Source organism: Roseospira goensis, from assembly GCF_014197795.1.
GTDB classification, from domain to species: Bacteria; Pseudomonadota; Alphaproteobacteria; order Rhodospirillales; family Rhodospirillaceae; genus Rhodospira; species Rhodospira goensis.
In genome coordinates, this window is record NZ_JACIGI010000028.1 from 1 (window position 1) to 22547 (window position 22547).

Here is a 22547-nt window from a genome sequence, read left to right on the forward strand (position 1 = left end):
CCTGGCGCATGATGGTGTTGGTCACCGGATGCACCCGGATCTGGGCGCTGTCCGGCACCTGCTTGATGCACACGACCATGCGCGGACCGGGGGGGTGCGGACCGGTGCTCATGCCATCGTCTCCTCATGACGGTGATGGGGTCAGCCCCTGGCGACGGGACGGGCGCCCCGGGTCCGGGGTCACGCCGCAGCCGATCGGCCCCGGGGCGGGCGGAAGCCGACGGATACACACATGCACTATGGGGATGCTCCAAGGCAAGCACCGAGTTGAAATTGGGGTTATAGCCGCTATGCGGGTGAAAAATGCAATGTTCGACCCAAGGGCCGCGCGGTGGGTTCTGGACGGCACGGCGCGGGGTACGGTAGAGAGAGACAAGGGGGGGCGACCGTCCGCGGTGCGTCCCCGATCCCGTGGCGGGTTTCGGGTCCGGTCTGCGGCCTGCGACGGCGATCCTGTGACGATGATCCTGCGACGCTCAGGCGACGCTCATGCAAGGAGAGGCGCGATGCTGGACAGCATGTCCGTGAAGGTGGAGGACAAGCTCTACCAGAACCGCTACAAGGTGGACGAGGGGCGACCCCACGTGTGCATCGCACCCCATACCGTGCCGGAAGAGGTGCTTCTGACGCTGGTCAAGGTGTGTCCGGCCGGCTGTTACCAGCGGGCCGACGACGGCACCGTCGAGGTCATTCCCGACGGCTGCATGGAGTGCGGCACCTGCCGCGTGCTGACCGAGGGGACCGGCCTGCTGGACTGGAACTATCCGCGCGGCGGCTACGGCATCCAGTTCAAGTTCGGCTGATCCGCGCCGGCGCTGCGCGGCGCCGGCGGGCACGGTCGCCTCTCGCCTCGGAGACTCCGGCGCGTCAGGGGGCGACCGTGATCCAGCCGCGCAGGTCGCGTTCGACGATCTCGGCGATCCCGGCCTGGACCCAGTCCACGCCGGCGACGAGGTCGTCCGGGCTGTGGCCCGTGGTCTCCATGGTGTTGCCACAGGCCACGTACTCGATGCCGTACTTCAACTGACTGGCGATGCGCGCGGCGATCGGGCTGTCGCGATAGAGCATGTCCATGCCCTGGCCGTAGGCGATGACGGCGATCTCCACGTTGTCCATGCCGTAGAACTTCTGCAGGTTGATGGCGTTCCACAGGATGCTGTTGGCCTCGCCTGCGTCTGCGGTGGTGAGCTGGAGGATGATCTGGCGCGGCGTGTCGAAGCCGGGCTGCGGGTCCGACAGGGTGGTCGTCGTCTCGCCGGCGCGGGCGGGGAGGGCGGCCGCGGCCGCGCCAAGGATCAGGGCGGCCGCCAGGGTCAGGAGGCGGCGCAACCGCCGGGCAGGGAAGGGGACCGTCATCGGGGCGTCGTCCTTTTCCGCTCGTTCGTTGCGGGGGTGTCGTCAGCGGGGCGTGTCTTGAGGGACCGCTCTTGAGGGACCGCTCTTGGGGGGCCGCTCTTGGGAGGAACGCCGGGGCCGGCGGCCGGTCGGCGCGCGGTTTTGCGCGCGACCGCGCCCCGGCACGCGCGCGGCGTGTCGGGGCTGGCCACCGATGCGCGCCTACCGCCCCATGGCGATCTCGACCGCGTCGGCGATGTCTTCGGTGTACAGGTCGCGGAAGTAGTGCGTGGCGCCCTGCACGACCTTGATCATCACGTTCTCGCCCTCGACCCCGTCGAGGTTGGCCAGCAGCCCGGGCACGACGTCGTCCGCGGTCCCGACCACGACCACGGTCGGCACCGCGATGTCCGACAGCAGGGTGGGCGTGTTGCGGCGGGCGTCGTCCGCGTAATAGTCCAGTACCGTTCCGGCCGCCACCTGGGCGTCATCGCAGTACAGGAAGCGGTCCAGGGACAGGAGGGCGTCCGGCTCCAGGGCGCGCGCCTCCGCCAAGACGTCCGCCAGCGGGGTGCCGGTGACCGCCTCGTACTGCGCCGCGAAAGCGTCGGCGTCCCACAGCGCGGGCGCCACCAGCACCACGCCGCGGACGGCGCGGTCGTCGCTCTCGGCCGCGTACCAGGCGGTCTGGTTGCCGCCGCGCGAATGGCCCAGCAGGGTGATGGCGTTGACCCCCTCTCCCTTGAGCCAGTCCACCCAGGCGCCGATCTCGGCCATGGCGTCGGTGTGCCTGTGGCGATGCGGCTGCGTGCAGTCGAAGCTGCCGTGGCGGTTGTCGACCCCCAGGCTGAGGGTGATGGCCAGCGAGTTGATGTTGCGCTCGGCCAGGACGCTCTGGATGGCCTGGATGGTCTCCATCTTGTTGTGCGCCAGGGTGCCGTGGGTGATGAGCACGGTCGGCCCGATCGGGTCGCTCTCGGGCGGCACCACGTGCTCGGCCACCAGGGTCAGGCCGTCGTGGGTGAGGGTCACCTCCTCGGCCAGGGCCGGCGGGGCGATGAGGGCGGCTGCGGCGATCCCCGCCGCCAGGGTTGCCGCGAGGCCCGTGCGGGCGGGGCGGGGCGGGGCGGAGGCGCGCGTCGGGGCGCGCCGTCGCAGGATGGTCATGACGGATCTCCTCCCTGTGGTTTGGTTGCCGGTGGTTGGTTGCCGGTGGTTGGTTGATTAAGGCGCATCGGTGGCGCGGCGCCCGCGCCGGCCGACACCGAGCCGGGTCCTCGCGGCGAGCGCGTGACCGGTGCGTGCTTTAGGGTTTTATCATATCCGATCCGGGTCATGATGCCACAGACGATCGTCCCACCGATCCCTGGACGCGGCCGGTGGTGAGGACGGCCGGCCGCATTATGGCTTGCACCCCCCGGGCACTTTGTTAGAGTTATCTAATATTTCGCGTCCGGGCCGCCCGCGCGGCCGGACGTGGACCAGCAAAAAAAGAACTGCAATCAACGTGATACGGGGAGGACCGCATGGACGGGACCAAGGGGGCGTCGGTCGACGACGCCCGCAACACCACGGGCGCGCGCCCGTCCTCACACGCAAGACGCCAGTTTCTCAGGACCGGGGCGGGTCTGGCCGGGGCAGCCGCGGCCGGCGCCGTGCTGGGACGGTCGGGGCCGGCCGCGGCGGTCGAGGCGGATCCCGCCAATCTGCCGCCCAACGTGCCGTGGTGGAGCAAGTATCTGGGCGACGGTGTCGAGGCCGCGCCCTACGGCCTGCCGTCGGAGTACGAGTCCCATGTGGTGCGGCGCAACGTGCGTTGGCTGACCGCGACCACCGAATCGTCGGTCAACTTCACGCCGATCCAGGACCTGCACGGCTTCGTCACGCCGAACGGCTTGTGTTTCGAGCGCCACCACGCCGGGGTCGCCGAGGTCAACCCGGTGGACTTCCGCCTGATGATCAACGGCCTGGTTGATACGCCGATGGTCTTCAGCATGGAGGACATCCTGCGCTTCCCGGCGGTGAGCCGGTTCCACTTCCTGGAGTGCGCCGCCAACAGCGGCATGGAGTGGCGCGGCGCCCAGCTCAACGGTGTGCAGTACACCCACGGGATGATCCATTGCGTGCAGTACACCGGCGTGCCGCTGCGCGTGATCCTGGACCAGGTGGGGGTGAAGCCGAACGGCACATGGCTGATGGCCGAGGGTGGCGACGCCTCCGGCATGAACCGCTCGATCCCGCTGGAGAAGGCGCTGGACGACGCCATCCTGGCCTACGCCATGAACGGCGAGATGCTGCGCCCCGCCAACGGCTATCCGCTGCGCTTGGTGCTGCCCGGCTGGGAAGGCAACATGTGGGTCAAGTGGATCCGCCGCATCGAGGTCGGCGACCAGCCCTGGTTCGCGCGTGAGGAGACCTCGAAGTACACCGACCTGCTGGCCAACGGCAAGGCGCGCTACTTCACCTGGGAGATGGACGCCAAGTCGGTCATCACCGGCCCCTGTCCGGAGAAGCCGGTGCTGCACAAGGGCATCAATCAGATCAAGGGCCTGGCCTGGTCCGGCCGCGGCACGGTGAAGGAGGTGCACGTCAGCACCGACGGCGGCCGCAACTGGATGCAGGCCCGGCTGCCCGACCCGGTGCTGCCCAAGTGCCTGACCTGCTTCAACGCCGAGTTCGAGTGGACCGGCGACGAGGTGCTGTTGCAGAGCCGGGTGGTGGACGATACCGGCTACGTGCAGCCCACCATGAATGCGTTGCAGCAGGTGCGCGGCGTTAACTCGATCTACCACAACAACGCCATCCAGACCTGGCTGGTGAACAAGACCGGGGAGGTGGAGAATGTCCGTCTTGGATAAGTCCTGGGATAAGTCCTGGGATAAGTCCTGGGATAACTCCTGGGATCATCCCTGGGCTCGCACCGTCGCGCGCACCGTCGTGGCCGGCGCGCTGGCGCTGGCCGTCGCCGCCCCGGCCGCCGCGCCCGTCGCCGCCTTCGAGCTGGACCCCGGCAAGACCTATGATCTGGGCCGCCCGGCCACGCCCGAGGAGGTCGATGGCTGGGACATCGACGTCCATCCGGACGGCGCCGGGGCCGTGCCGGGGCAGGGCACCGCCGCCGAGGGCGAGGCCCTGTTCATGACCCACTGCGCGTCGTGCCACGGCGAGTTCGGCGAGGGGGTCGACCGCTACCCCGTGCTGTTCGGGGGCGAGGGCACCCTGGACAGCCACGACCCGGTGAAGACCCCGGGCAGCTACTGGCCCTACGCCTCGACGCTGTGGGACTACATCTACCGCGCCATGCCGTTCGGGCAGGCCCAGACGCTGACCGCCGATCAGGCCTACGCGCTGACCGCCTACCTGCTCTACATCAACTTCGTCATCGACGACGACGAGATGGTGCTGAGCCACGAGACCATCGGCGATATCGAGATGCCGAACCGTGACGGCTTCATCCCCGACGACCGGCCGGACGCCCAGCCGGCGACGCTCTGCATGACCGACTGCGACGTGGCGACCAAGGTCGTCGGCCGGGCCCGGATCATCGACGTGACCCCGGACGATGACAGCGACGCCCCGGGGATCAGCATCGACTAGGGGGGCCGGCGCCCCTACAGCACCGCGCCCGCCAGGCCAGCGCCGCCGAGCACCACCAGCCACGGCGGCGCCGTCCAGATGTGCAACGCCAGGAAGGCGGCCAGCCCCAGGGCAACGTGGATCGGCGCGTCCACGGCGCTGACGAACACCGGATCGTAGAACGCCGCCAGCAGCAGCCCGACCACGGCGGCGTTGACTCCGGTCAGGGCCGCCCGCGCCGCCGGCGCCTGCCGCAGCGCGCCCCAGAACGGCAACGCGCCGAACAGCAGCAGGGCGGCGGGGACGAAGATCGCCACCGTCGCCAGCGCCGCCAGCGCGAGGCTCGCCAGCACGGTGCCGCCGGCCGCCGCCCCCAGGAACGACGAGAGCGTGAACAGCGGCCCCGGGACCGCCTGCGCCAGGCCATAGCCGGCCAGGAACGCCTCGCGGTCCACCAACCCGGTCGGCACCACCTCGGCCTGTAGCAGCGGCAGCACCACGTGTCCGCCGCCGAACACCAGCGACCCGGCGCGCACCATGCCGTCGACCAGGCGGACCGCCGGCTCGGCGGTCGCCGCCGCCAGCAGCGGCAGCGCGACCAGCAGCACCGCCAGCCCCGCGAGGCAGCTCGCGCCCGCCCGTCGGCTCAGGCCGACGTGGAGGTGGTCGGCGTCCGTCGCCGGCTCGCCGCGGAACAGCATCCAGCCCACCAGTGCGCCGACGGCGATCGGTACGAGTTGCCCCACCACAAGCGGCAACCCGGTCAGCGGCCACACCAGGACCAGGGCCGCCGCCGCCAGCGCCAGCGTGGCGCGCGGCCGGTCGGGGGCCAGGGTGCGCGCCATGCCCCACACCGCCTGCGCCACCACGGCGGCGGCGACGATCTTCAGGCCGCGCAGCCAGCCGCTGTCCCCGCCCGGGTCGAGCGCGGCCACCCCCAGCGCGGCCAGCGCCAGCGCCAGCGCCGACGGCAGCGTGAACCCAGCCCAGGCGGCGAGGGCGCCCAGCGGGCCGGCCCGGTGCATGCCCAGGCCCAACCCCACCTGACTGCTCGCCGGGCCGGGCAGGAACTGGCACAGGGCCACCAGGTCGGCGTAGGCGGCGTCCGTCAGCCACCGACGGCGCTCCACCAGTTCGGCGCGGAAGTAGCCCAGATGGGCCACCGGGCCGCCGAAGCTGGTCAGGCCGAGGCGCAGGAAGACCAGGAACACGACCCAGGGCGAGGCCGCGCCGGGCGCCGAGGCGGGTGGTTGAGTGGCGGGGTCGGGCATCGGGGGCGGTCCTCCTGGCGCGGGTCCGTCTCGGCGGTGCCGCGCAGCGTTCCGCAGCAACCGGCAGAGGGCAAGGGAGGACGCGGTTTTTCTTGACAAATGTCATGGATCCGTCATGCGCGCGAGGCCCCCGCGCGACGCGACTCGGCGGGGAACGGCCCTTGCTCCCGCGTCGGAATCACGTTACCAAAACACCCAACTTCCCGACCCTCGCGCCTTGCGCGAATCCCTGCCCTCGCACACATCTTCGTATGTGGCGCAGCGGTACGGGGTCCCATATCGGTCTAGTGGATGAGAGGACGGTCATGGCACGCAAAAAGATCGCACTGGTCGGCGCCGGCAACATCGGCGGCACCCTCGCGCACCTCATCGGCCTGAAGGAACTGGGCGATGTGGTGCTGTTCGACATCGCCGAAGGCGTGCCGCAGGGCAAGGCCCTGGACATCGCCGAGTCCACGCCCGTCGAGGGCTGCGACGCGGCCTACGGCGGCGCCAATGACTACAGCGTGATCGCCGGCGCCGACGTGGTGATCGTCACCGCCGGCGTGCCCCGCAAGCCGGGCATGTCGCGCGACGACCTGATCGGCACCAACGCCAAGGTGATGGCGGCGGTGGGCGAGGGCATCAAGACCCACTGCCCGGATGCCTTCGTCATCTGCATCACCAACCCGCTGGATGCCATGGTGTGGGTCCTGCGCGAGCTGTCGGGTCTGCCGCACGAGAAGGTGGTCGGCATGGCCGGCGTGCTCGACAGCGCGCGCTTCCGCTACTTCCTGGCCGACGAGTTCAAGGTCTCGGTCGAGGACGTCACCGCGTTCGTCCTGGGTGGCCACGGCGACACCATGGTGCCGCTGACGCGCTACTCCACGGTGGCCGGCATCCCGCTGCCGGATCTGGTCAAGATGGGCTGGACCACGCAGGAGCGCCTGGACCAGATCGTGCAGCGCACCCGCGACGGCGGCGCCGAGATCGTCGGCCTGCTGAAAACCGGCTCGGCGTTCTACGCGCCGGCGGCGGCGGCCGTGCAGATGGCCGAGGCCTACCTGAAGGACAAGAAGCGCGTGCTGCCCTGTGCGGCCTGGTGCGACGGCGTGTTCGGGCTCGACGGCCTGTATGTGGGCGTGCCGGTGGTGCTGGGCGCCGGCGGCGTCGAGAAGATCGTGGATATCGACATGAACGCCGAAGAGAAGGCGATGTTCGACAAGTCGGTGGAGTCCGTGCGCGGTCTCGTCGCCGCCTCGCGCGAGCTGATGCCCCAGTAGGCGGCGCGGTCCCGGTCGTGGCCGGCGGGGCGCGGGTCCTCCGCCGGCACCGGGAGTCGGCACAAGACCCAGGCAGAACGGGGAATCCACCCAATGAACATTCATGAGTATCAGGCCAAGCAGGTGCTGGCGAAGTACGGCGTGCCGGTGCTGAAGGGCGGCGTCGCCTACACGCCGGAGGAGGCCGAACAGGTCGCGCGCGGGCTCGACGGCCCGGTCTACGTCGTCAAGAGCCAGATCCACGCCGGCGGCCGCGGCAAGGGGCGCTTCAAGGAGTCCGAGGCGGGCGAGGCCGGCGGTGTGCGCGTGGTGAAGTCGGTCGACGCGGTGCGCGAGAACGCCTCCCAGATGCTCGGCAACACCCTGGTCACGCACCAGTCCGGTCCGGACGGCAAGCAGGTCAAGCGCGTCTACATCGAGTCCGGCTGCGACATCCGGCGCGAGCTGTACCTGTCCATGCTGATCGACCGCGCCACCAGCCGGGTCACCATCATGGCCTCCACCGAGGGCGGCGTGGAGATCGAGACGGTGGCCGAGGAGACGCCGGATAAGATCATCCTGCAGTCGATCGACCCGGCCACCGGCATCCAGGCGTTCCACTGCCGCAAGGTCGCCTTCGGCCTGGGGCTCACGGGCGGCCAGGTGAAGAGCGCCACCCGGATGCTGATGGCCCTGTACAAGGCGTTCACCGACACCGACGCCTCCATGCTGGAGATCAACCCGCTGGTCGTCACCGGCGACGGCGAGGTGATCCCGCTGGACTGCAAGATGAATTTCGACTCCAACGCGCTCTATCGCCATCCGGAGATTTCGGAGCTGCGCGACGAGGACGAGGAGGATCCGGCCGAGCTGGAGGCGACCAAGCACGACCTCAACTACATCAAGCTCGACGGGTCCATCGGCTGCATGGTGAACGGGGCCGGCCTCGCCATGGCCACCATGGACATCATCAAGCTGTATGGCGCCGAGCCGGCCAACTTCCTGGACGTGGGCGGCGGCGCCACCAAGGAGCGGGTCACCACGGCCTTCAAGATCATCCTGTCCGACCCCAACGTCGAGGGCATCCTGATCAACATCTTCGGCGGCATCATGCGCTGCGACGTCATCGCCGAGGGCGTGATCGCCGCCGCCAAGGAGGTCAGCCTCAACGTGCCCCTGGTGGTGCGCCTGGAGGGCACCAACGTCGAGCTGGGCAAGAAGATCATGGCGGAGTCGGGGCTGCCGATCATCGCCGCCGACAACCTTGCCGACGCCGCCGAGAAGGTGGTCAAGGCCGTGAAGGAGGCGCAGTAATGGCGGTTCTCGTCGACAGCAACACCAAGGTCATCTGCCAGGGCTTCACCGGCAGCCAGGGCACCTTCCATTCCGAACAGGCGGTGGCCTACGGCACCAAGATGGTCGGTGGCGTGACGCCGGGCAAGGGCGGCACCACCCACCTCGACCTGCCGGTGTTCGACACCGTCGCCGAGGCCCGCGAGAAGACCGGCTGCAACGCCTCCGTGATCTACGTCCCGCCGCCGTTCGCCGCCGACGCCATCCTGGAGGCGGTCGACGCCGAGATCGAGCTGGTGGTCTGCATCACCGAGGGTATTCCGGTGATGGACATGGTGCGGGTCAAGCGCGCCCTGGGGCATTCGAAGACGCGCCTGATCGGTCCCAACTGCCCGGGCGTCATCACCCCCGACCAGTGCAAGATCGGCATCATGCCGGGCCACATCCACACCCCGGGCAAGATCGGTGTGGTCTCGCGCTCCGGCACCCTGACCTATGAGGCGGTGGCGCAGACCACGGCCGCGGGTCTGGGCCAGACCACCTGCATCGGCATCGGTGGCGACCCGGTCAACGGCACCAACTTCATCGACTGCCTGGAGATGTTCCTGGCCGACGACGACACCCAGGGCATCGTCATGATCGGCGAGATCGGCGGCTCGGCCGAGGAAGAGGCGGCCGAGTTCCTGGCCAAGTCGAAGGTCAAGAAGCCGACCGTGGGCTTCATCGCCGGCCGCACCGCCCCGCCCGGCAAGCGCATGGGCCACGCCGGCGCCATCATCAGCGGCGGCAAGGGTACGGCCGACGCCAAGATCGAGGCCATGCGCGCCGCCGGCATCCACGTTGCCGACAGCCCGGCCGCGCTGGGCGACACCATGCTGACCGCCATGAAGGGCTGACCCCCGGCGGCCGGGTCGGCCGCCGCCGCCTGTCATGGGTCGGAACGGTGACAAGGGGATGGCACGACTCGGCCCGGGTGCCTGCAGCCGATTGCGAGAAACCGGACTCGCGGCGCGATTTCGGTTTCTCGCGATAATCGGCTGTGATTCATATATTTTGCGCGGATTCACGCGATCACTCGGAACCACGACGTGGTTCCGAGTGATCGCGAACCGCGCTAATGTACATGGTCTGACCAGGATGACCCGGGCGGCGGCACGCCCGGGTCGTCGTCCAGCGGCGGTTCGGTTGCCGGGGGCTGGACCCCACACGCCGCCCCGGTTCGCCGGGACACCGTGATCCGGATCGTCGCGCCGCCGCTCCGCCAAGCCCGGGACGGAGCCCGAACCAGGAGGAGACGCGGCAGCAAGGCCGCGTTCGACCGCGTCACGATGGATACCGTACACGACCCCCGCTTCTCCGCCTCCTTCCTCACCGGCGCCAACGCCACCTACATCGCGGAACTGTACGAGCGTTACCTGGAGGCGCCCGAGCGCGTCGAGCCGGGCTGGCGCGCCTTCTTCGACGAGCTGCGCGACGGGGCCGACGACATCCGCGCCGAGCTGCGCGGACCGTCCTGGAACCGCAACGGCCGCCACGTCATCGGCACACCCGACCCCGAGGCGGTCGCCCTCAAGGAAAAGGAGAAGGCCAAGGGCAAGGCCCGGGAGTCGGGCGCAGCCGCCGCCGCGGCCGGCTTGTCGGAAGAGGAGGCGCGCTCGCGGACCCTGGATTCCATCCGCGTCCTGATGATGATCCGCGCCTATCGCGTGCGCGGCCATCTGGAGGCCGATCTGGATCCGCTCGGTCTGACCGAGCCGGAGCCGCATCCGGAGCTGGATTACCACTCCTACGGCTTCAGCGACGCCGACCTGGACCGCGAGATCTTCATCGACAACGTGCTGGGGCTGGAGTCGGCCACCCTGCGTAAGATCATCGAGGTGGTGCGCGAGACCTACTGCGGCCACATCGGTGTCGAGTTCATGCACATCCAGTACCCGGACCAGAAGGCGTGGATCCAGCGCCGGGTGGAGAGCGAACTCAACCGGACCGCGTTCACCGACATCGGCCGCAAGGCCATCATGCAGCGCATCATCGAGGCCGAGAGCTTCGAGCAGTTCCTGCACCGCAAGTATGTCGGCACCAAACGGTTCGGCCTGGAAGGGGCCGAGAGCGTGATCCCGGCGATCGAGCAGATTCTGAAGCGCGGCAGTCAGCTCGGCCTGGAGCACGTGGTCGTCGGCATGGCCCATCGGGGCCGCCTGAACGTGCTGACCCACATCCTGCATAAGCCGCTGGAGGCCATCTTCAGCGAATTCGAGGGCAATCCCGCCAATCCGGAGGACGTGCAGGGCTCCGGCGACGTGAAGTACCACCTGGGCACGTCCGCCGACCGCCAGTTCGACGGCCGCACGGTCCACGTCTCGCTCAACGCCAACCCGTCGCACCTGGAGGCCGTCGACCCGGTGGTGCTGGGCAAGGTGCGCGCCCGCCAGACCCAGAGCGGCGACATCAAGCGCGACCGTGTGCTGGGCCTGCTGCTCCACGGCGACGCCGCCATGGCCGCCCAGGGCGTGGTGGCGGAGTGCTTCGCGCTGGCGCACCTGAACGGCTATCGCACCGGCGGCACGATCCACATCGTCGTCAACAACCAGATCGGCTTTACGACCAACCCGCAGTATGCCCGCTCGGGGCAGTACTGCACGGACATCGCCAAGATGATCCAGGCGCCGATTCTGCACGTCAACGGCGACAACCCCGAGGCCGTCGTGCACGCCGCCCGGGTCGCCATCGAGTTCCGCCAGACGTTCAACACCGACGTCGTTCTGGACATCGTGTGCTATCGCCGCCACGGCCACAACGAGAGCGACGAACCGGCCTTCACCCAGCCGCGGATGTACAAGCGCATTGCCGAGCACGCCACCGTGCGCGAGGTCTATACCAAGCACATCGTGGCCTCCGGCCTGCTGTCGCAGGAGGAGGTCGACGGCATGCACGCCCGCTACCTCGACCGTATGGAGACGGCCTTCCAGGGCGGCGACTCCTATCGTCCGAACCGGGCCGACTGGCTGCTCGGCACCTGGGAGGGGCTGGAGGCCGCCTTCGGCGAGGAGGAGTACAAGCAGTACGCCACCGGGGCCAAGGACCATGCGCTGCGCGAGGTCTTCCAGGCCATTTCGACCCCGCCCGACGGGTTCGACCTGAACTCCAAGATCGCCCGCCAGCTCAAGGCCAAGGCGAAGATGCTGGAGACCGGCCAGGGCATCGACTGGGCCACCGCCGAGGCGCTGGCCTTCGGCACCCTGCTGCTGGAGGGCCACCGTGTGCGCCTGTCCGGGCAGGACAGCGGGCGCGGCACCTTCTCGCACCGCCACGCCGTGCTGGTGGACCAGACCAACGAGAAGCGCTACCGCCCCCTCAACCACATCCGCCAGGGCCAGGCGTCGTTCGAGGTCGTCGACAGCCCGCTGTCGGAATACGCCGTGCTGGGCTTCGAGTACGGGTATTCGGCGCAGGACCCGATGGCCCTGGTGCTGTGGGAGGCGCAGTTCGGCGACTTCGCCAACGGCGCTCAGGTCATCTTCGACCAGTTCATCAGCGCCGCCGAGTACAAGTGGCTGCGCATGTCGGGGCTGGTGCTGCTGCTGCCGCACGGGTTCGAGGGGCAGGGGCCGGAGCACTCGTCGGCCCGCCTGGAGCGGTACTTGCAACTGTGCGCCGAGGACAACATGCAGGTCTGCAACATGACCACCCCGGCGAACTACTTCCACGCCCTGCGGCGTCAGATCCGGCGCAACTTCCGCAAGCCGCTGGTCGTCATGTCGCCCAAATCACTGCTGCGCCACAAGCTGTGCGTCAGCCCGCTGGAGGCGTTCGGCGATCAGGGCCGCTTCTACCGCGTGATCCCGGAGACCGACGACCTGGTGCCGGATGCGCAGGTGCGCCGGGTCGTGCTGTGCTCGGGCAAGGTCTACTATGACCTGCTGCAGGCGCGCCGCGACCAGGAGATCGGCGACGTCGCCATCGTGCGCGTCGAGCAGCTCTATCCCTGGCCCAAGGACAGCGTGCAGAACCAGCTCAAGCGCTATCCCAACGCCGATGTGGTCTGGTGTCAGGAGGAGCCGGCCAACATGGGCGCCTGGACGTTCGTGGACCGGCGGCTGCAGTACGCCCTGGAGGAGTTGCACCACAAGGCGCACCGGGCGCACTATGCGGGGCGCAAGGCGGCGGCCTCGCCGGCCACCGGTGTGGCCCGGGTCCACCACCACGAGCAACAGACCCTGGTCGAGCAGGCGCTGACATGGCCGACCGATGCAATCCCGCAGCCCTTCCGCCGCGCCACCGGCCTGGCCTCCGTGACCTGACGGCGCGTGGGGGCGGCGGCGCCGACCGCCACCCCCGCGCCCGCCTGTCCGCCCCGCCCGCTCCGGACCGGAGACCCCGCAGGATCCCTCGATGTTCGACGCGCAACGTCTGCTAGACCAGTTCCTGGGCACCGGCCGGGCCGGTGCTCCGTCCTCGCCCCCCGCCCCGCAGGCCGGCCATCCTCCCCCGGCCGCGCCGCCCCAGGCGGGCGCGCCGCCACCGGGCTCCGGCCTGCCGCCCTGGGCGGGGGTGGCCGGCGGCGCCCTGGCCGGCGGCCTCGCCGGGGTCCTGCTGGGCTCCAAGAAGGGGCGCAAGGTGGCCGGCAAGGTCGCCACCTACGGCGGCCTGGCGGCGATCGGCGGGCTGGCCTACAAGGCCTACCGCGACTGGCAGGCCAACCGCCCGCCCGACACGGGGGCTACCCCGACCCAGGCCCCGCATCCCCCTGGACCGTCGCAGGCCCCCGGACCGTCGCCCGATCCGGACGCCCCCGGCTGGACCCCGCCGCCCGCCGACAGCCCGTTTCTGCCAGCACCCGAGCGCGCCGACGCCGCCCAGGACCTGGGGCGGGTGCTGTTGCAGGCGATGATCATGGCGACCAAGGCCGACGGTCACATCGACGCGGACGAATACCGCCGCATCTTCGAACACCTGAACACCCTCGATCTGGAGCCGGACGCCAAGGCCTTCGTGATGGACGAGTTGAACCGGCCGATGGATGTGCGCGCCCTCACCGCCGCCGTGACCGGGCCGGAGGTGGCGGCCGAGATCTACGCCGCCTCGCTGCTCGCCATCGACCCGGACGGCCCTGCGGAACGCGGCTACCTGGCCATGCTGGCGGCCCAGTTGCGGCTGGATCCGGCCCTGGTCGAGCACCTGCACGCCTCCGTGGCGGCCTCCACCGCCTGACCGCGGGGGGCCGCCCCACCCGAGACTGCCGCCGGGTTGCGGTGCGCCTGCTCCCGCCGCGCCGACCCGATCTGGAAAGGATGGAAGGAACACCGATGGCCACCGACATCACCGTGCCCGCCCTGGGCGAATCCGTCAGCGAGGCCACCGTGGCCAAGTGGCTGAAGAAGGCCGGGGATGCGGTCGCGGCCGACGAGCCTCTGGTCGAACTGGAAACCGACAAGGTGACGGTCGAGGTCAACGCGCCGGCCGCCGGGGCGCTGTCCGAGATCGTGGCCGAAGAGGGGGCCGAGGTGGAGGTGGGCGCCCTTCTCGGGCGCCTGGAGGCGGGCGCCGAGGGCCAGGCCGCGGCCCCGTCCGGGGCGGGCGAGTCGGAGGAGGCGAAAGCCGCGCCAAAACCCGAAGCCGAGCCCGAAGCGAAACCCGCGCCGGCCGAGTCCAAGGCCGACGCCGAGTCCAAGCCCGCCCCGGCCGCCCCCGCCGGCGGGACCGCGAACCTGGAGCATCCGCTGTCGCCGGCGGTGCGCAAGCTGGTCGAAGAGCGCAGCCTGGATCCGGCCAGGATTCCGGCCAGCGGCAAGGATGGCCGCCTGACCAAGGAGGACGTGCTGGCCTACCTGGAGCGGGCGAGCCCCGCCCCGCAGACGGTCAAGCCGTCGGCGGCCGCGCCGGCCGCCGCCAAGGGGCCGCGCGCCGACGAGCCGCGCGAGGAGCGGGTGCCGATGAGCCGGCTGCGCCGGCGCATCGCCGAGCGCCTGAAGGAGGCCCAGAACACCGCCGCCATGCTCACCACCTTCAACGAGGTGGACATGACGGCCATCCTGGCGGTGCGCGAGCGCTACAAGGAGGCGTTCGAGAAGAAACACGGCGTGCGGCTGGGCTTCATGTCGTTCTTCGTCAAGGCCGCCGTGGTGGCGCTGCGCGAATTTCCGGCGGTCAACGCCGAGATCGACGGCACCGACATCGTCTACAAGAACCACTACGACATCGGCGTGGCCGTGGGCGGCCCCCAGGGCCTGGTGGTGCCGGTGGTGCGCGACTGCGACGCCAAGTCCTTTGCCGGGATCGAGGCCGAGATCAACGCCTTCGGCAAGAAGGCGCGCGACGGCACCCTGACCCTGGAGGAGATGACGGGCGGCACCTTCACCATCTCCAACGGCGGGGTCTACGGCTCGCTCATGTCGACGCCGATCCTCAACCCGCCGCAGTCCGCCATCCTGGGCATGCACAAGACCCAGCAGCGGCCGATGGTGATGCCCGACGGCAGCATTCAGGCGCGGCCGATGATGTACCTGGCGCTCAGCTACGACCATCGCATCATCGACGGCAAGGAGGCCGTCAGCAGCCTGGTGCGGATGAAGGAATGCCTGGAGGATCCGCAGCGGATCCTCCTCGACATGTAATCGGCTCCCGGCGCGGGGCGTCCCTTCGGTGGACGCCCCGTTTTCCTGTCGGTCGGACCGGGAGGCCGGGACCACACGCACGGACCGCGACGATGCTCGACGGGGACCGCGCGCCGATGGCGACGCCGGCCCTCGAGTCGCGGCAACAAGACCCCTAAGGGAAGGACCTGTCAGATGAGCGACAAACCCTATGATCTGGTCGTGATCGGGGCCGGGCCGGGCGGCTACGTCTGCGCCATCCGCGCCGCCCAGCTCGGCATGAAGGTGGCCTGCGTGGACATGCGCAAGACCCTTGGCGGCACCTGCCTGAACATCGGCTGCATCCCGTCCAAGGCGCTGCTGCACTCGTCGCACCTGTTCGCCCAGGCCAGGCACGAGGCCGCCGACCACGGCATCAAGATCACGGGGACCGTTCGTCCGGACCTGCCGGCCATGATGGCGCGCAAGGACAAGGTGGTGCAGGCCAACGTCGACGGCATCGCCTACCTGTTCAAGAAGCACAAGATCGACTGGATCAGCGGCATGGGCCGCATCGACGCCCCCAACGAGGTCGGGGTGGCGCTGCACGATGGCGGCGACATGACCCTGATCGCCGACCACATCGTGCTGGCGACCGGCTCGGAGCCGGCGCCGCTGCCCGGCGTCGACATCGACGGGCGCATGATCGTCGACTCCGCCGGGGCGCTGGCGCTGCCCAAGGTGCCCAAGCGCCTGACGGTGATCGGCGCCGGCGTCATCGGGCTGGAGCTGGGCTCGGTGTGGAGCCGGCTGGGCGCGCAGGTCACGGTGATCGAATACCTGGATCATATCCTGCCGCACATGGACGCCGAGGTGCGCAAGCAGTCCCAGCGCATCCTCAAGAAGCAGGGCCTGGAGTTCCGGCTGTCGACCAAGGTCACGGCCGCCAAGAAGACCACCAAGGGCGTCAACCTGACGGTCCAGCCCGCCGCCGGCGGCGACAGCGAGCATGTTGTCTCGGACGTCGTGCTGGTGGCCATCGGCCGGGTGCCGCACAGCCTGGGGCTGGGCCTGGACAAGAACGGCATCGAGCGCACCGAACGCGGCTTCATCAAGGTCAACGAGCGCTACGAAACCACCGCCAAGGGCATCTATGCCATCGGCGACGTCATCGGCGGCCAGATGCTGGCGCACAAGGCCGAGGAAGAGGGCGTCGCCGTGGCCGAGATGCTGGCCGGCCAGGCCGGGCACGTGAACTACGATGCCATCCCGTCGGTGGTCTACACCTGGCCCGAGATCGCCGCCGTCGGCAAGACCGAGGAGCAGCTCAAGGCCAACGGTGTCGACTACAAGAGCGGCAGCTTCCCCTTCACCGCCAACGGGCGGGCGCGCGCCAACGACGACGTCGACGGTTTCGTCAAGATCCTGGCGGATGCGCGCTCGGACCGGGTGCTCGGCTGCCACATCGTGGGGGCGTCGGCCGGCGATCTGATCCAGGAGATCGTGGTCGGTATGGAGTTCGGCGCCAGCGCCGAGGACATCTTCCGCGCCAGCCATGCCCACCCGCAGCTTGGCGAAGCCATCAAGGAGGCCGCGCTGGCGGTGCACGGCCGGCCGCTGCACCTGTAGGCACGCGAACCCGCTCCCGGTCCCACGCGCGGGCGTGGGCGCAAGCAGAGAGTCCACAGGCGCCCACGCGGGAGCGTGGGCGCGAGGACAGACTCCAGAGGTGCTCACGTGGTGGGCGGCGGCCCGTGTTCGTGTCCCGTCGCGGGACTACTTCAAGAAATACCCGTCGACGATGGCCTGGATTTCACCGCTGGCCTTCATCTCCGTCAGGAGGGTGTCGACCTTGTCGGCGAAATCGTCCTTGAACGGGAAGGCGTCGGCGTCCGCAGCGTAGCCGATGTGGGCCGTGTTCTCGCTGACGGTCAACACTTCCACGATGCGGGCGCGCTCGTCGGCGGACGCCTCCATGGCGACCAGACCGGACTCGATGGACAGCGCGGCATTCACATAGCAGTCGATGCGGCCGGCCAGCAGCTTGCGGAGGTTGGTGATCGCATCGGGAGCCTCGTCCAGGGTGATGTCACCGGCTTCGACGGCGGCGAAGAAGGCGTCGCCGGGGGTGCGGAACCCGCTGTTGTTGCCGATGCGGAAGCCGTGGAAGTCGTCCGGCCAGGCGGTCCGTCCGGCGGTATCCTGCGCACGGTCGCAGACGAGGACGACGCGTTCGACCCAGATCGGCTCGCTGTAGCGGTCGATGTACGGTCGATCGGCGCCCGAACTGGCATAAGGGGGGTAGACGCCCAGCGCCTCGCCGGTCTCCACGGTGCGCAGCGCCCGGCTCCAGGGCACGGCACGGGTCTTCACCGTATAGCCCTCCAGCCGGTCGAAGACGGCGGCGAGGATCGCCGGATAGACACCCGCCAGGGTGCCGTCGGTGACATGGGAGAACGGCGGGTAGGCATCATCGGCCACCAGCGGCACGGTCTCCTGCGCCAGCGCGGGGCTGGCCAGGAACAGCGCCGCGGTCGTCGCGGTCCCGCATAAGACTCTGCCAAGCATGTTCGGACTCCTTCCGCGGTGGGATCGGGCATGACGCCTGCAACACACTCAAAGGCGGCAGCGGCGAGGTGTGTCCAGTCGCCAATCCCATGCATTTTAGTCCGCGAAAGGAATGGAATCCATAACAATGAAATGATTCTTGTGTCTGTCTTGGTTCATTTATTCTAGTTTGGCGCGTTTTTATTGAATGAGTATCCTCGCGCGGATCGCGATCAACGTATGATACCGGCCGACGGAGGCACGGACCTCTCCGTCGGTCGGCCGGCGCGACTCTGGCATCGCTCTGCGATGCCCGCTTGACCAGAGGAGGGGCCGGCGCGGCGATGCCGCGTCGGGCCTGGATCCTGACGAGTCAGGATCCAGGCCGGCCAGTATACGGAATCCAGAGGCGCCCACGCGGGAGCGTGGGCGCGAGGAGAGAGTCCGCAGGCGCCCACGCGGGAGCGTGGGCGCGAGGAGAGAGTCCGCAGGCGCCCACGCGGCCGCGAGGAGTGGGTCCTTCTCCCTCGGTCCCACGCTCCCGCGTGGGACCCCGCGTCGCACAGGGTCGCGCGAGGCGGACGGGCGCCTACCGCCGGGCGGCGTTGGCGCCCACCAGCCCGATGGCCTGGGCGTACAGGGCCGGATCCTGGATCAGCCGGCGCGCCACCACCTCATCGAGGCCGTGCGGCTCGTGGTGCTCGGCCGGGCACAGGGCGCGCAGCCGGCGCCGGCGTTCGGTATCCTCGAACGCCGTGTGGCGCCAGGATGACAGGCGTTGGGCGATCGGTGTCGCGTGGCTGCGCAGGTCCTGGAGCACCCCCTCCACCACGGCCGGCTCGGTGCGCGTCGCCCGGCCCGAGGTGCAGGCCACCGGCGGCACGCCGAGCCCATGCAGCACATAGCCCGACGGGCTGTGGAAGCGCGACCAGGTTAGGGTGATCTCGCCGCCGTTGGGGAGCTGGACCACGGTCTGCACCGTGCCCTTGCCGTAGCTGGTGGTGCCGATCACCACCGCGCGGCCGCCGTCCTGGAGCGCGGCCGCGACGATCTCGGCGGCGGAGGCCGAGTCGCCGTCCATCAGCACCACGATGGGCAGGCCGTTGGCGATGTCACCGTCGGTGGCGCTGTAGAACTGGCGCGCCTCCGGGTGACGGCCACGGGTGGAGACGATGGTGCCCTGTTCGAGGAACAGGTCGGCCACCGTCACCGACTGGTCGAGCAGGCCGCCCGGGTTGCCGCGCATGTCGATGATGAGGCCGCGCGCGCCGTTGGCCCGGGCCTGGCGCACGACCCCGGCCACGGTGTCGGAGGTGGCCTGGTTGAAGCTGGTCAGGCGCAGGATGCCGATGCCGTCCTCCATGGACAACGCAACGGTGGGCATCACGATCAGGCCCCGGGTCAGCGAGACGTCGACCCGTGATCCGCGCTGGACTGTCAACCGCACCGTCGAGCCGACTGGACCCCGCAGGCGTTCCCGCACGATGCGGGTGTTGGGCCGGGTGAACGGCTGGCCGTCGACCGCCAGGATGCGGTCGCCCGGGTGCAGGCCGGCCCGGTCGGCCGGTCCGCCGGCGACCACCTCGCGCACCATCACCGCGCCGGCGTCGTCGATTTCGAACAGGATCCCGATGCCGCCGAAGCCGTTGCGGCTGCCGCGGTTCAGGCGCGCCTCCTCGGCGCCGGCGTAGCGCGAGAACGGATCCAGGCTGGCCAGCGCGGCGTCGAAGACGGCGTCGTAGACCTCTTCCGAGTCGGCGTCGGCCAGCGGCGCGGAGACGGCCCGGGCGGCCTGAATGGCGCCCGTGCTGAGGTGGGCCCAGTCGCTGCCACGGTCGTCGGCCGGGCGCGGGAACACCGCGACGCGGCGGTCGCGGTGGCGCAGCTCGATCCCGCCGGCGACGGCGCGGGCGTCCAAAGCCGGGTCGATGCGCCCCAGCCCACGCAGACCCGCCACCACGAAGGTGGTCATGTCCACCGGTTCGATGTAGCGGCTGGAGACCGCGACGTAGCCATGGGTGAACATGCGGTGGGCGGCGTCGCGCGTGAACGGATCGGGGGTCGCGCTCACCGTCCCGGCGACGGGGCCGGCGGGTGGCGCGGCGGGCGGCGGCCCAGACGTCGGCGCACAGGCGACCACCAGCAGCCCGAGCAACCCGAAGAGCCAAGAGCGTGTGCGCAGAACGCGGATCATCGGCATGAAGACTTTTGCCCTACACGACCACGAAAGGCCCGACCTGTGGCGAAACGATGGCGTGTTGCGGCCCGCCCGCGCCATCGGGGTCCCGACGCAACTCTAGGCCAAACGCGGCCGAAACGCACGCCCCGTACCGGCCCCGTTCAGCGCCGGCGGGCGCCACTGCGCACGCCGGGGCCGCGGTGGGCCTGCGGTCCCGATCGCGGGCCGGCCTTGCGGGGGCGGCCACGGGCACGGTGCGGCGATCGGCCCGTTTCGGCGTCGTCCGCGTCCTCCAGGACCTCGAACAGAAGGCCGCCGGCGATGGGATCGGCCTCGCGCAGACGCACGGTGATCGGCTGGCCGAGGCGGTAGACGCGGCCGTGTTCGCGTCCCTCCAGGCAGCGCGCCTCCTCGTTGTGCCAGTAGAAGTCGGCGGGCAGGGTGCTGATAGGGACCAGGCCGTCGGCGCCGGTCTCGTCCAGGGTGACGAACAGGCCGGCGCGGGTGACCCCGTTGACCCGCCCGGCGAAGACGGCGCCGACCCGGCTGGCCAGGAACGACACCGTGAAGCGGTTGACGGCGTCGCGCTCGGCGGCGGCGGCGCGCCGCTCGGTGCTGGAGATGTGGCCGGCGATCTCGCTGAACTGCTCGGTCTGGTCGTCGGCGAGCGCGCCGTCGCCCAGGTGCAGACCACGGATCAGCGCCCGATGCACCATCAGGTCGGCATAGCGCCGGATGGGCGAGGTGAAATGGGCGTAGCGCCGCAGCCCGAGCCCGAAATGGCCGATGTTCTCGGGGTTGTACTCGGCCTGGGCCTGGGCGCGCAGCACCACCTCGTTGACCAGATGTTCGTGCTCGGTGTCGCGGGCGCGCTCCAGCACCCGGTTGAACAGGTGCGGGGTCAGCACCTGACCGGCCGACAGCTTGATGCCCAGCGTGCCCAGGAAGTCGCGCAGGGCGGACAGCTTCTCCTGGGACGGCTCGTCGTGGATGCGGTACATGCAGGGCTGCGACAGGCGCTCCAGTTCCTCCGCCGCGCACACGTTGGCGGCCACCATCAGTTCCTCGATCAGGCGGTGGCTGTCGTAGCGGGGGCGTGGCTGGATGCCGGTCACGCTGCAGTCCGCCGCAACCATAACGCGCCGCTCGGGCAGGTCCAGGTCCAGGCTGCCGCGCGTGCGGCGGGCGTCGAACAGGGCGTGGAAGAGGCCGTACAGGGGCCGCAAGAGCGGCTCGACCAGCGGCCCGGTGGTGTCGTCGGGGCTGCCGTCCACGGCCATCTGCACCTGGGTATAGGTCAGCCGCGCCGCCGAGCGCATCAGCCCGCGCAGGAAGCGATGGCGCGTCTTCCGGCCGGCGGCGTCGAACCACATTTCGACCGCCAGGCAGCCCCGGTCCTCGGCCGGCCGCAGCGAGCACCAGCCGTTGGACAGGGCCTCCGGCAGCATCGGCACCACCCGGTCGGGAAAGTAGACCGAGTTACCGCGCCGCAGGGCCTCGTCATCCAGGGCGTCACCGGGGCGGACGTACCAGGCCACATCGGCGATGGCGACCATGGCGTGCCAGCCGCCGGGGTTGGCGGGGTCGGGGTCCGGTTCGGCCCACACGGCGTCGTCGAAATCGCGGGCGTCCTCGCCGTCGATCGTGACGAGGGGCACCGCGCGGAGGTCCTCGCGGCCGGCGAGCGGGGCCGGACCGGCCGCCTTCGCTTGGTCCTCGGCTTCCGGCGGCCATTCGGTGGGGATGCCGTGGCTGTGGATGCAGATCAGGCTCACCGCGCGCGGGTTGGCGGTATCGCCCAGGCGGTCCAGGACCCTGGCCTGCTTGAGGCCGTAGGTGCGGCCGGGCACGATCTCGGCCTCGACCAGTTCGCCAGCCCCGGCGCCGCCCAGGTCGCCGGTGCGCACCACGTAGTCGTTGCGGTCGCGCTTGTTGGTCGGGCGCAGGCGCCAGCCCTCCGGCCCCTCGGCCAGCACGCCGAGCAGGCGGGTGGGCGCGGAGGCCAGGCGCTTGATCGGCTTGGCCGTGTAGGCGGCCTCGCCGTCGCGGGCGAGGCGCGCCAGGACGCGGTCGCCGACGCCGATGGCGGCGGCATGGCGGCCCTTCATGGGCAGCACCAGCACGCGTGGCGGCGGTCCCAGCTCCTCGGTGTCCCAGGCGTCCGGGCGGGCCAGCAACTCGCCGTCCGCGTCGGTGGCGTGCACCGTCAGCACGGTGACCTCGGGCAGCGTGCCCGGCGGCGCGAAGCGGCGTTTGCGGCCCCGCTGCACCAGCCCCTCGGCCTCCAGCTCCTTAAGCATCTGGCGCAACTGGGGGCGCTGCTCGGCGTCGAGCTGGAAGGCGCGCGCGATCTCCCGCTTGCCCACGTGGTCGGGGTTGTCGCGGATGTAGTCCAGGATCTGGGCGCGCGTCGGGAACGGCGCCGGTTTGCGGGTCTTGGCGGTCAAAGGGGCTGTCGAGTCTCGTTGTGTGCGGGGTGGGGGCGGCCGGATCCATCAGCGTCAAGGCCGCATGGCGTTGGCAAGAGGATGGG

The 22547-nt window shown here is 70.2% G+C and carries 16 protein-coding genes; 10 read left to right on the forward strand and 6 right to left on the reverse strand.

Annotated elements, in window-relative coordinates; all coding sequences use genetic code 11:
- Window positions 1–506 precede the first annotated feature (506 nt).
- A complete protein-coding gene (locus tag GGD88_RS14105) occupies window positions 507–803 on the forward strand; it encodes a ferredoxin family protein (RefSeq protein WP_246423785.1) in 297 nt (98 codons plus the stop codon).
- 64 nt (window positions 804–867) lie between these two features.
- On the opposite strand, the gene GGD88_RS14110 is transcribed toward GGD88_RS14105, so the two are convergent.
- Both GGD88_RS14110 and GGD88_RS14115 read right to left on the reverse strand, forming a co-directional pair.
- Window positions 868–1356 (reverse strand): DsrE family protein, encoded by a 489-nt coding sequence (locus GGD88_RS14110; RefSeq protein WP_184436544.1) that lies wholly within the window; start codon window positions 1354–1356, stop codon window positions 868–870.
- A 201-nt stretch (window positions 1357–1557) separates the two neighbouring features.
- Complete coding sequence (locus GGD88_RS14115) at window positions 1558–2502, reverse strand: alpha/beta fold hydrolase (RefSeq protein WP_184436546.1); 945 nt, start codon at window positions 2500–2502, stop codon at window positions 1558–1560.
- 359 nt (window positions 2503–2861) lie between these two features.
- Between GGD88_RS14115 and soxC the strand changes: the two genes are divergently transcribed.
- Window positions 2862–4193, forward strand: coding sequence for a sulfite dehydrogenase (soxC, locus tag GGD88_RS14120; RefSeq protein ID WP_184436548.1), 1332 nt, complete (start codon window positions 2862–2864; stop codon window positions 4191–4193).
- Window positions 4177–4932: a c-type cytochrome gene (locus GGD88_RS14125; RefSeq protein WP_184436550.1), complete on the forward strand. Its 756-nt coding sequence runs from the start codon at window positions 4177–4179 to the stop codon at window positions 4930–4932. Before soxC ends, GGD88_RS14125 begins: the two co-directional genes overlap by 17 nt.
- 14 nt (window positions 4933–4946) lie before the next feature.
- On the opposite strand, the gene chrA is transcribed toward GGD88_RS14125, so the two are convergent.
- Entirely contained in the window at window positions 4947–6182 is a 1236-nt protein-coding gene (gene chrA, locus GGD88_RS14130; RefSeq protein WP_184436552.1) for a chromate efflux transporter, read from the reverse strand.
- A gap of 305 nt (window positions 6183–6487) precedes the next feature.
- Between chrA and mdh the strand changes: the two genes are divergently transcribed.
- The 7 genes from mdh (at window position 6488) to lpdA (ending at window position 16917) form a co-directional block, all read left to right on the forward strand.
- Complete coding sequence (mdh, locus tag GGD88_RS14135) at window positions 6488–7444, forward strand: malate dehydrogenase (RefSeq protein WP_184436554.1); 957 nt, start codon at window positions 6488–6490, stop codon at window positions 7442–7444.
- A gap of 93 nt (window positions 7445–7537) precedes the next feature.
- A complete protein-coding gene (gene sucC, locus GGD88_RS14140; protein ID WP_184436556.1) occupies window positions 7538–8737 on the forward strand; it encodes an ADP-forming succinate--CoA ligase subunit beta in 1200 nt (399 codons plus the stop codon).
- Window positions 8737–9612: a succinate--CoA ligase subunit alpha gene (gene sucD / locus GGD88_RS14145; RefSeq protein WP_184436558.1), complete on the forward strand. Its 876-nt coding sequence runs from the start codon at window positions 8737–8739 to the stop codon at window positions 9610–9612. Before sucC ends, sucD begins: the two co-directional genes overlap by 1 nt.
- 432 nt (window positions 9613–10044) lie before the next feature.
- The gene (locus tag GGD88_RS14150) at window positions 10045–13017 is read left to right on the forward strand and encodes a 2-oxoglutarate dehydrogenase E1 component (protein ID WP_184436560.1); all 2973 of its coding nucleotides are present in this window, start codon (window positions 10045–10047) and stop codon (window positions 13015–13017) included.
- 91 nt (window positions 13018–13108) lie between these two features.
- A complete protein-coding gene (locus tag GGD88_RS14155; protein ID WP_184436562.1) occupies window positions 13109–13927 on the forward strand; it encodes a tellurite resistance TerB family protein in 819 nt (272 codons plus the stop codon).
- A gap of 95 nt (window positions 13928–14022) precedes the next feature.
- Window positions 14023–15330, forward strand: coding sequence for a 2-oxoglutarate dehydrogenase complex dihydrolipoyllysine-residue succinyltransferase (odhB, locus tag GGD88_RS14160; protein WP_184436564.1), 1308 nt, complete (start codon window positions 14023–14025; stop codon window positions 15328–15330).
- A gap of 174 nt (window positions 15331–15504) precedes the next feature.
- Window positions 15505–16917: a dihydrolipoyl dehydrogenase gene (lpdA, locus tag GGD88_RS14165; RefSeq protein WP_184436565.1), complete on the forward strand. Its 1413-nt coding sequence runs from the start codon at window positions 15505–15507 to the stop codon at window positions 16915–16917.
- Between the two features lie 147 nt (window positions 16918–17064).
- On the opposite strand, the gene GGD88_RS14170 is transcribed toward lpdA, so the two are convergent.
- The 3 genes from GGD88_RS14170 to rnr form a co-directional block, all read right to left on the reverse strand.
- Window positions 17065–17856: a substrate-binding periplasmic protein gene (locus tag GGD88_RS14170; RefSeq protein WP_184436568.1), complete on the reverse strand. Its 792-nt coding sequence runs from the start codon at window positions 17854–17856 to the stop codon at window positions 17065–17067.
- Between the two features lie 568 nt (window positions 17857–18424).
- A complete protein-coding gene (locus GGD88_RS14175; protein ID WP_184436570.1) occupies window positions 18425–20035 on the reverse strand; it encodes a S41 family peptidase in 1611 nt (536 codons plus the stop codon).
- 140 nt (window positions 20036–20175) lie between these two features.
- Complete coding sequence (rnr, locus tag GGD88_RS14180) at window positions 20176–22461, reverse strand: ribonuclease R (protein WP_184436572.1); 2286 nt, start codon at window positions 22459–22461, stop codon at window positions 20176–20178.
- Between the last annotated feature and the right edge of the window lie 86 nt (window positions 22462–22547).